The sequence below is a fragment of the Methylicorpusculum sp. genome, assembly GCF_030651835.1.
GTDB lineage: Bacteria > Pseudomonadota > Gammaproteobacteria > Methylococcales > Methylomonadaceae > Methylicorpusculum.
In genome coordinates this window covers 25,511-33,884 of the sequence record NZ_JAUSBX010000027.1, presented here as the reverse complement: position 1 = coordinate 33,884, position 8,374 = coordinate 25,511, and the positions used below count along the sequence as shown (strand labels likewise).

The following is an 8,374-nucleotide window of genomic DNA, read 5'->3' as shown; positions in this document are numbered from 1 at the left end:
CGACGCTCGGCACTATGACTGCGGACTATTTTTTCAAGCTGTTGTTTTTGTTCGGTGGTCAGTGTTATTTCTATCGCTTTTCTAGGCATAATGCCTAGTATAGCTGATATAATATATTATTTCTGCAATTAAACACTAGGTCAACCTAATGCCTCTGCTGACGGTGAGGCTTGTCGGACAGTGCCGAAGACCTTTCCGTTGATTCCACGAATTCGGGGGCAATCGGTCTTGCCTTTGAAGACATTAGCGATTCACAAAGTACTGAAGGTGTTTTTCGCGGAAGTCGCCTCCTTCTTGTCCGAAACCGACTTGGAAGCGTAAGAATTGTGGCAAGAGCAAGCACCCATTGGCTCAGATATACGCACGGCACGCATGTTGTTGACATGAATTGAATATTCCATTAACCGTTAACCGTGGTTAGGGATAATCTCGGGCATAGTAGCATTGCGATTACCTCGCAGTATGCTCATGCGGATAAGGATGCAAGGCATAATGCGATGAGCGAAATGTTGTTTTAATGTGTGTTCATTAAATATCTACATCACCAGGATTAAGATTTACATACCGCTGAAGGGTTTTCCATGACTCATGAAGTGTCACTTGCTGAACGTCAACGATGCCCAGTTTGCGTTCAAAAAGGCGGCTTGTTGCTTCGTGACGTAAGTCGTGAAAATGCAAATCGACAATACCGAGGATTTTACATGCCCGATCAAAGTTTGTACCGATTGTTTTAGGATTGTAAGGGAAAATATATTTACTGGCCATTGGTTGTTTATTTACAATTTTCCAGGCTGATCGAGGATATTTGAATCGCTTATGGTTGCCAGCCTTAAGCCGAGGATGTTTAGCATCACGGACTAAGCCGGTTGCCTTCTTATCATCATTATCAGTCCACTCTAAGCGTGTTATTTCAGATAATCTTCGAGCTGAATAAATCGCAAACCACATCAACTGCAACATAGGTGTTGATCGTTTGCGTCGATAAAAATAGCGCGATAAAGCCCATAATTCTTTTCGTGTTGGTCGCCGCTCCCGTTCGACAGATTTTCCAATCAATTTTTCACGCCACAATGTTTCGTAAGCATCATCGAACACAGCGAGATCAAAAGTAAAGCCATTGACAGAACGCATGGTTCTAATAGCCGTTTTCAACCAAATAACATCGTTCTTAACGGTCTGTGGCTTAGCTGTCTTGTTGCGCTCAATGCAATGAGCGATCAGTATCTGAGGGTTGAGTTCTGATATATCGAGTTCAGCAAGAGGGTATCGCAATAATCGGGCTAAGTCGTAATTTTTCGAGCGCCCATAGCCATGGCCAAACTGTGAAATGTAATCTTGAATCACCTTAGAAATTTTGAGCGGCTTCTCTTTTGGCCTAAATACTTTTTGAGCAGATAACTCTGCTTCCCGCTTCATTGCCCATGCCTTCGCTAAAGTCTTGGTGTCAAACGTCTCTGATTCCATATGAACTATTGTGCCGTTTTTGGCAATTCTGATAAGCGCGCGGTAGGATATCTTGCCTGACTTTTTTTTGTATTGAGTGATCGTAGCCATAAAATGCACAAATTTTGTTTTTTGTGCATTAATTGTGCATCTAATATCAAGAAATGTCCAAAAATAACCTAAAAATATACAAAAATATTTAAGAACAAAAATGATAGAGACCAATAAATACGGGCATAATGCCACGAAATATAAGGCGTCGAGATTTTGTGTAGCCCCAATGCTGGATTGGACAGACCGTCATTGCCGGTATTTTTACCGCTTGTTATCCAAGCATGCTTTTTTGTATAGCGAAATGGTCACTACCGGTGCGTTGATTCATGGCGATAGGCATCGCTTTCTTCACTTTGATAGCACTGAACATCCGGTCGCACTTCAGTTGGGAGGCAGCAATCCGAATGATTTGGCGGTTTGTGCTTCGATGGCTGAGGATTACGGTTATGCCGAGGTGAATCTCAATGTGGGCTGTCCCAGTGACCGGGTACAGAATGGCCGCTTCGGTGCCTGTTTGATGGCTGAGCCTGATTTGGTGGCCGAATGTGTTGATGCGATGAAGAACAAAGTTGCGTTGCCGGTTACGGTGAAATCCAGGATTGGCATTGATGATCAGGACTCTTTTGATGAGCTTGCTCACTTTATTGACACGGTGGCGGCGGCTGGTTGTTCTGTATTTATTATCCATGCCCGCAAGGCGTGGTTAAAAGGATTGTCGCCCAAGCAGAATCGGGAAGTCCCGCCGCTGGATTATGAGCGGGTCTACAAGATTAAAGCGTCTTTTCCGCATCTTGAAATCATTTTAAATGGCGGAATAACGCATTTTGATCAGGCGGATAGGGTGTTGCAGACAGTCGATGGGGTTATGATCGGCAGGGAGATTTATCATAATCCTTATCTTCTGGCGGATGTGGATGCGCATTTTTTTGATGGTGTTGCTGAAAGACCCAGCCGGGAAGCCGTCGTTCAAGCGCTGATGCCTTATATCGAACAACGGCTGGCCGAAGGGGTTCGGCTCAACAGCATCGTGCGGCATGTCTTGGGCTTATTTCATGGCGAACCGCATGCCCGATCCTGGCGCCGGCATCTGAGTGAGAATGGTCCTAAAAATGGGGCTGATGTGAATGTCCTTTTCAATGCATTAGCTTTAACTCGAGGTTAAGGTATACTGGCCAGCCATTTTTTTAACTGAGATAAAGCAATGGAAGAGTATTTTTCCAATATTATAAAGGCGATCGGCGAAGACGTTAACAGGGAGGGATTGATTGATACACCTGCCCGCGCTGCTAAAGCCTTTAAATTTTTGAATAACGGATATGAAAAAAACTTGGATGAAGTGTTAAACGGTGCCATATTCCAAGCTGATACTGAGGATATGGTCATTGTTAAAGACATTGAGCTTTATTCCTTGTGCGAACATCATTTATTGCCTTTTATCGGCAAGTGTCATGTCGGTTATTTGCCCAAAGGTAAGGTCTTGGGTTTGTCGAAAGTAGCAAGAATTATTGATATGTACGCCAGACGCTTGCAGATTCAGGAAAAACTGACCAAGCAAATTGCTGATGCGATAGAAACAGCAATTGGTGCTAGAGGCGTTGCCGTGGTTATTGAAGCAAAGCATCTATGCATGATGATGCGTGGTGTAGAAAAGCAAAACTCAGTCATGACTACGTCAGTGATGACCGGGATTTTTAGGGAAGAAATAAGTACCCGCTCCGAATTTCTAAATTTAATTAATCGTTGAATCTAACCCAAGCAAGATAATAAAGAATATAAACAGCTTTTTGCGGGTTAAACTTTTCCGGCAATGTTTTTGCCGTCCCTAAGCAGCTTAAAATTGAAAGAAGTCATGATGATCGTTTGTCTGAATTTAATCTCATCTCAACGCGCTTTGGTTGATGGCGACAGTTTTAAAGAGAAAGGTGCCATCTATCCATTGATTGACAACTGGAGTTGATTGATGATTGCTTTGCCCCGTATTGATTTTATCGGCTTTCAAAACTGAGCATTTGAATTTAACTGACGCGAGGTATCGGCTATGAGTACCAATATTTCAAATTGCCCGGTTTGCAGGTTGATGCGAAGCTTGGCCTTTAGCGGTCTAGGCATGGCTATTGGCGGGGGTGTCGCTTTTTTATTAGGGGCTTCAAGAGACCATAGTCTTATGGCCGGCATTGTGACTGCGGCTGTTTTAGTATTTGGCATAGTCGATAAAAAAAGGAAATAATGCAATGAATCAATCAATCTTAGAGAGCTGGACAGATAAATGGCCGTTTGTAGCATCGACAGCGCCTTCCCAGACCGGTGAAGGCGTCATAGATCAGGGGGCTTTTAAGTCGATTGAGATTGAAGAAGTCTTTGGTGCGGTTAACCACTCTGAAACGCTGGTGGGTCAGTCCGTTCTTTACCGTTCTTTGGTTCAACCCTCCAGCAATAAAGAAGAAATAGCGGCAAAGCAGGAAGCGGTTAAAGAGATACAGGATAATCCGGCGTTAAAAGAAGCTATAGAGCGAATTTTGCAGCGTGCCGCCGAACATGAAAAGCATTTCTATCTATTGTTATTCGGCGAGTTTTTGGGTTCTTTCGGAACAGCGAGGGAGGCTCATGAAATCGAGGGTTACGGCTATTTGCAATACCGTCGTGGTGTTCGTTTCATGCTTGAGGTTGTCGATGAATTACGTCAAATAGAAGGTGTAAGTAGCACTTACCTCCAGAGTCTTCTTGATAAAATTAAACTATTTCAAGAGTCCCGTTCTTATTCATTGATGGTGGGTCCTGCTTACATTACAGAAAGAGGCATTAAGTGCAAGGAAGAGCGAAAAGGTGACTTTACGCCTGCGCTGATTTTTAGACCTACTCTGTTCAAGCCGCTGCTGATTGCACTGTTTTTTGCTTCAGTGTGGGCAATGGCGCACTTTTTTCCTACCGATATGTTCAGGGTTTCGGCGGAATCCATTCCGGTGGCTTCTATCTTTTTTGTGCCCATGCTGCTGGTTTACTTCCCTATAGTGGGCGGTTTTGACCGCGATAGTTGCATCATTCCATTAAGAAATGAGTTCAAAAAATCGCAAGCTTTAGCGCAAGCTCTGGACGCCCTGGGCCAATTTGATGAGTTAATGGCGTTTATCAAGTTTGCCAATCATTTTGGCAGCCATACCGTATTACCTGAACTGATTGAGGCGGAGCATCATCGCATCACGTTGACGGATGCTAAAAATCCGGTGCTGGCCAAAGAAAATCCTGATTATGTAGGCAATGATTTTCAATTGGAAGAAGATAAGCTGGTGCTGGTAACCGGCCCCAACAGCGGCGGCAAAACGGCATTTTGTAAAACGATCACACAAATTCAGCTGCTTGCGCAAATTGGCTGTTATGTTCCCGCGAAAGAGGCGGTGCTTACCGTAGCGGACAGAATTTTTTATCAAGTGCCTGAAATCAGTCATCTTGAGGATGGCGAAGGCCGTTTTGGCACCGAACTAAAAAGAACGCGGGATATCTTTTTGGCGTCAACCGCGAAAAGTCTGGTGGTTCTGGATGAGTTATCCGAAGGGACTACTTTTGAGGAAAAGCTGGAATCTTCAACACATGTGCTAAACGGCTTTTATCGTAAAGGTAACAGCACTATCTTAATAACGCATAATCATCAGCTGGTGGATGATTTTGCAGCTAGAGGCGTAGGATTGCCAAAGCAGGTCGAGTTTGCCAATGGCGAACCCACCTATAAGCTGATTGAGGGTATTTCAAGAGTCAGTCACGCCGATCGTGTAGCTAAAAAAATCGGTTTTTCAAAAGAAGATATTGATAATTATCTGGCCGATTCGAAGCCGACGACCTGAGTCTTTCCCCCGCGCATGGATGCGCTCTCTGAGGATACTGATAATAAACGGATCTTGTGCCGTCATAGGCGTTGGTCAAAATGGACATTTTTGCAGTCTGTTAAGAAATTCTCAGTTAATCGGTTTTGTGTAACTATACTTACGCCAATGTTTTTAGGTTAACTGCTGTTCATTAGGGTTAGATAATGCAAAAGCTTATAACTTTATCGATATCGGTTTTGATGTCAGTCGGCGCTCATGCCGATATTTACAAATATACTGATCCGTCGGGCCATGTTTACTACACAGACCGCCCCGAACATCAGCTTTATAAACGGATTATTAGAACCCGGCCTGAAAGTTACGCAAGAGCGCTACCGCATCTTAAAGTTAACAAGCATAAATACAGCCAGCTCATTGCTGATGCAGCATCAAAGCACGATATCGATGAAAAATTACTCCATGCTGTAATTCAAGCGGAATCCGCCTATCATGCCCAAGCGGTGTCATCCGCGGGGGCGGTGGGTTTGATGCAATTAATGCCCGCTACGGCAAGGCGTTACGGCGTTACTGATCGCGCCGATCCGCAGCAAAACATTGAGGGAGGTACACGATACCTCAGTGATTTATTGAAAATGTTCAATTTAAACCTGCCTTTAGCGGTTGCCGCTTACAATGCCGGTGAAAACGCGGTCAAAAAATATCATAACTCCATTCCGCCTTACCCCGAAACTCAAAACTATGTTAGGCAGGTGTTGGCTCTTTACGGACGCTAGACTCATGCCTCAGTTAACCGCCAAAACATTAATCAAGGGCGCTTTGGATCTGTGCTCCTTGCCCGATATTTACTTTCAAATCAGGGAAATGATTCACGATCCTCGTTTTTCAATGAATGATATCGGTTTGGTGCTGGCCAAGGACCCTGCGCTAAGCATTAGGGTGTTGAAAATAGTCAATAGTTCTTTTTATGGTTTTCAGGCTCGCGTGGATACCATTTCAAGAGCCGTCACCATCATCGGTATTGATGATCTGGAAAGTTTGATATTGGCTACATCCGTTGTTGATACGTTCAAAAAAATCCCATCAGAAATTATTAACATGACTGATTTTTGGATGCGGAGTGTAAATTGCGCCTTGATTGCTAAATTGCTGGCTAAAAAAAGTGCTATCTTGCACAGCGACCGTCTCTTTCTTGCCGGTTTATTGCATAACATCGGGGCATTGGTGATTTATCAAAAATTACCCGAAAAAGCGTGCCGTATTTTGATGTTGGCGCAAGGTGACAGATGCTTGATTACGGGTTTGGAGCAAGAAATCATTGGTTTTAACTATGCCGAAGTGGGGGCGGAGTTAATTCATGATTGGGGTTTGCCTGACTCTTTGGCTGAAACGATACGTTGGCAGCTAAACCCCTGTGCCGCCCAAACCAATAAGACGGATGCGCATTTGCTTTACCTGGCGGTTAAATTAACCGATATGGTCGATATGGGTACTAATGTCGAAGAGGTTTTGAGTGCGGCGCCCGATTCGACTTTACGGACGCTGGGATTGAATGAATTCCAGGTAAAACAAGCCGTCAATCTGGCGGTAGATGAGTTTAAATCGACCTTTGATCTATTGTCACCGGGAAAAAAATTCCACTGATTGATCGAGGCTTATTGGCTCACGTTATCGTTAAATCACTGGAATATCAAATTTCTCAAGCAAGCCGATCAACTTGATTAAGGGCAAGCCAATTAGTGCATTCGGGTCATCCCCTATTATTTTTTCTATCAAAGCAATCCCAAGTCCTTCCGATTTAAAGCCGCCTGCGCAGTCATATGGCTTTTCCAGCTCAACATAATTGATGATAGCTTTTTCGCTCAATGGTTTAAAAAAAACCTGGCAAAGGTCAATGTCCTGCTCTGTTTGGCCGGATTGGGTATCCAGAACGCAAATCGCCGTATAAAACATGACGGAGCTTCCCGAGCAGGCTTTAAGCTGGTTTATGGTTTCAATACGATTACCTGGTTTACAGAGTTGTGTATCGCCCAGCATGGCGACTTGATCCGAGCCGATAATCAAGTGTGCAGGAAATTGTTCTTGCAGCGCTTCGGCTTTTAATTTACTTAAGCGCCGCGCGGCCGTTTCTGGGGTTTCCCGGGCTAAAAGTTGCTCATCAATATCAGGTGCCACAGCACTGAAATTTAAATGCAGTTTGCTTAACAAGGCTTGCCGATACGGTGAGCTTGATGCAAGGATAAGAGGCGGGTGTTCTTTAAGAAAATATGACATAGGTTTGACGCAATTAAGGATTACAGATATTATTGCAAAGTTATGTTAGATCGATTGCCGGAATATATAGAACCTTTAAGTTTCGCTGATAAGCGGGGCGAAGTAAAAGGTAAAATAGCGCTCAGTAAATTAACACGATTGTCAGAAATTTTAGCTGATAATTCGGGTGAGGTTACGGTTGAGCTTTTTTTTTATAGGGATGGCAGGCTGGCTATCGTGGAAGGGCGTGTTAATACAAACCTGCATATTATTTGTCAGAATTGTTTGCAGCCCATGGAGTGGGTTGTTGATCGTTCAGTCAAGTTAGGGATTGTTAACTCGCTTGAACAGGCAGACAGGCTTCCTGAAGACATAGATCCGTTGTTGGTGAGTGATTCCAAGATTTTATTGAATGATATTATTGAAGATGAACTTTTGCTGGCTATACCGGACTTTCCGAAGCACGAGTGGCAATGCTATAGTCAACCCATTGATAGCGATATTCAGAGCGATTCAAGCGAAAACAAGCAGTTGGATTCTAACAATCCTTTTTCAATTTTAGCCAAACTTAAATAATAGTGGAGACCCTAGATGGCAGTTCAAAAAAGTAAAGTGACACGTTCAAGACGCGGTCAAAGACGTTCTCATGATTCTTTAACCAGCAAAACATTATCTCAAGATCCTTTGACAGGTGAAGTTCATTTGCGTCATCACGTCACCCCCGATGGTTTTTTTAAAGGCCGTCAAATTACTTCAAAACGCGAAGAAGATTAATCGCGAATTCCCCTTTACTGATTGAGCATAGAGCC

The 8,374-nt window shown here is 43.7% G+C and carries 10 protein-coding genes; 8 read left to right on the top strand and 2 right to left on the bottom strand.

Annotated elements, in window-relative coordinates; genetic code table 11:
• Window positions 1-528: 528 nt before the first annotated feature.
• Window positions 529-1,554 carry a tyrosine-type recombinase/integrase gene (locus Q7V32_RS03525; RefSeq protein WP_304895603.1) on the bottom strand — a complete coding sequence of 342 codons (1,026 nt, stop codon included), beginning with the start codon at window positions 1,552-1,554 and terminating at the stop codon, window positions 529-531.
• Between the two features lie 100 nt (window positions 1,555-1,654).
• Here Q7V32_RS03525 and dusA point away from each other — a divergent pair, with 100 nt between their 5' ends.
• The 6 genes from dusA (at window position 1,655) to Q7V32_RS03495 (ending at window position 6,956) form a co-directional block, all read left to right on the top strand.
• On the top strand, window positions 1,655-2,659 hold the full coding sequence (gene dusA, locus Q7V32_RS03520; protein ID WP_304895602.1) for a tRNA dihydrouridine(20/20a) synthase DusA: 1,005 nt from the start codon (window positions 1,655-1,657) through the stop codon (window positions 2,657-2,659).
• A 39-nt stretch (window positions 2,660-2,698) separates the two neighbouring features.
• Window positions 2,699-3,241, top strand: a complete 543-nt coding sequence (gene folE / locus Q7V32_RS03515; protein ID WP_304895601.1) for a GTP cyclohydrolase I FolE — start codon at window positions 2,699-2,701, stop codon at window positions 3,239-3,241.
• Window positions 3,242-3,535: 294 nt separating this feature from the next.
• The gene (locus tag Q7V32_RS03510) at window positions 3,536-3,724 is read left to right on the top strand and encodes a hypothetical protein (RefSeq protein WP_304895600.1); all 189 of its coding nucleotides are present in this window, start codon (window positions 3,536-3,538) and stop codon (window positions 3,722-3,724) included.
• 4 nt (window positions 3,725-3,728) lie between these two features.
• Complete coding sequence (locus Q7V32_RS03505; protein WP_304895599.1) at window positions 3,729-5,333, top strand: DNA mismatch repair protein MutS; 1,605 nt, start codon at window positions 3,729-3,731, stop codon at window positions 5,331-5,333.
• 185 nt (window positions 5,334-5,518) lie between these two features.
• The gene (locus Q7V32_RS03500) at window positions 5,519-6,088 is read left to right on the top strand and encodes a lytic transglycosylase domain-containing protein (protein WP_304895598.1); all 570 of its coding nucleotides are present in this window, start codon (window positions 5,519-5,521) and stop codon (window positions 6,086-6,088) included.
• A 4-nt stretch (window positions 6,089-6,092) separates the two neighbouring features.
• The gene (locus Q7V32_RS03495) at window positions 6,093-6,956 is read left to right on the top strand and encodes an HDOD domain-containing protein (protein ID WP_304895597.1); all 864 of its coding nucleotides are present in this window, start codon (window positions 6,093-6,095) and stop codon (window positions 6,954-6,956) included.
• Window positions 6,957-6,986: 30 nt separating this feature from the next.
• On the opposite strand, the gene Q7V32_RS03490 is transcribed toward Q7V32_RS03495, so the two are convergent.
• The gene (locus Q7V32_RS03490) at window positions 6,987-7,586 is read right to left on the bottom strand and encodes a nucleoside triphosphate pyrophosphatase (RefSeq protein ID WP_304895596.1); all 600 of its coding nucleotides are present in this window, start codon (window positions 7,584-7,586) and stop codon (window positions 6,987-6,989) included.
• A gap of 42 nt (window positions 7,587-7,628) precedes the next feature.
• On the opposite strand from Q7V32_RS03490, the gene Q7V32_RS03485 reads away from it, so the two are divergent.
• Both Q7V32_RS03485 and rpmF read left to right on the top strand, forming a co-directional pair.
• Window positions 7,629-8,141: a DUF177 domain-containing protein gene (locus Q7V32_RS03485; protein ID WP_304895595.1), complete on the top strand. Its 513-nt coding sequence runs from the start codon at window positions 7,629-7,631 to the stop codon at window positions 8,139-8,141.
• A gap of 15 nt (window positions 8,142-8,156) precedes the next feature.
• A complete protein-coding gene (gene rpmF, locus Q7V32_RS03480; protein ID WP_159653360.1) occupies window positions 8,157-8,339 on the top strand; it encodes a 50S ribosomal protein L32 in 183 nt (60 codons plus the stop codon).
• Window positions 8,340-8,374 lie beyond the last annotated feature (35 nt).

Coding starts and splice junctions, on each gene's coding strand:
- Q7V32_RS03525 (WP_304895603.1), bottom strand. CDS start 1,554: ATGGCTACGATCACTCAATACAAAAAAAAGTCAGGCAAGATATCCTAC.
- dusA (WP_304895602.1), top strand. CDS start 1,655: ATGATAGAGACCAATAAATACGGGCATAATGCCACGAAATATAAGGCG.
- folE (WP_304895601.1), top strand. CDS start 2,699: ATGGAAGAGTATTTTTCCAATATTATAAAGGCGATCGGCGAAGACGTT.
- Q7V32_RS03510 (WP_304895600.1), top strand. CDS start 3,536: ATGAGTACCAATATTTCAAATTGCCCGGTTTGCAGGTTGATGCGAAGC.
- Q7V32_RS03505 (WP_304895599.1), top strand. CDS start 3,729: ATGAATCAATCAATCTTAGAGAGCTGGACAGATAAATGGCCGTTTGTA.
- Q7V32_RS03500 (WP_304895598.1), top strand. CDS start 5,519: ATGCAAAAGCTTATAACTTTATCGATATCGGTTTTGATGTCAGTCGGC.
- Q7V32_RS03495 (WP_304895597.1), top strand. CDS start 6,093: ATGCCTCAGTTAACCGCCAAAACATTAATCAAGGGCGCTTTGGATCTG.
- Q7V32_RS03490 (WP_304895596.1), bottom strand. CDS start 7,586: ATGTCATATTTTCTTAAAGAACACCCGCCTCTTATCCTTGCATCAAGC.
- Q7V32_RS03485 (WP_304895595.1), top strand. CDS start 7,629: ATGTTAGATCGATTGCCGGAATATATAGAACCTTTAAGTTTCGCTGAT.
- rpmF (WP_159653360.1), top strand. CDS start 8,157: ATGGCAGTTCAAAAAAGTAAAGTGACACGTTCAAGACGCGGTCAAAGA.